The organism is Streptomyces sp. SID12501, assembly GCF_010550245.1.
Lineage (GTDB): Bacteria > Actinomycetota > Actinomycetes > Streptomycetales > Streptomycetaceae > Streptomyces.
Window position 1 is genome coordinate 1 of the sequence record NZ_JAAGLU010000632.1, and the last position, 445, is coordinate 445.

Here is a 445-nt window from a genome sequence, read left to right on the forward strand (position 1 = left end):
CCCGTTGGGTCCGTCCCCCAGGGACTCGGGAGCCTGCTCGGGCAGCGCGGCCGACGCACGGTCGAGCTCCTCGCCCATCTCCAGAAGGGCGGCACGGACCGACTGGCCGTGGTCGCCGTCGGGCAGCAGGTCCCGGGTCAGCCGCAGAGCGACGTAGTCGAACTGTTGGCGTACCCGGCGCAGGTCCTCGCGGGCGTCACCGGTGGGCGGGTCCCCGGCAAGGATGCCGTCCAAGGACGCCACGATCTTCTCGTAGTCGCCGCGGATCCGGCGGACGCTCTCCTTGTCCTGCCGGGACAGGCCGCCAAGGTTGGGCAGGGGCGGGAGTTCGGGCAGGCGGTCGCGGAGCGTACGGGCCATCGACACCTCGTCGGAGTCGGCCGCCGGGTCGGGGGTTCCGTTCTCGATCAGGTCCGGGGTGCCGTAATCGTCCGTCGGGCGCGGG

1 protein-coding gene is annotated in these 445 nt (G+C 72.8%); it reads right to left on the bottom strand.

All coding sequences use genetic code 11. From position 1 onward, the window contains the following. The coding region (locus G3I71_RS47635; protein WP_164325189.1) for a hypothetical protein at window positions 1-445 on the bottom strand (445 nt) is incomplete at both ends.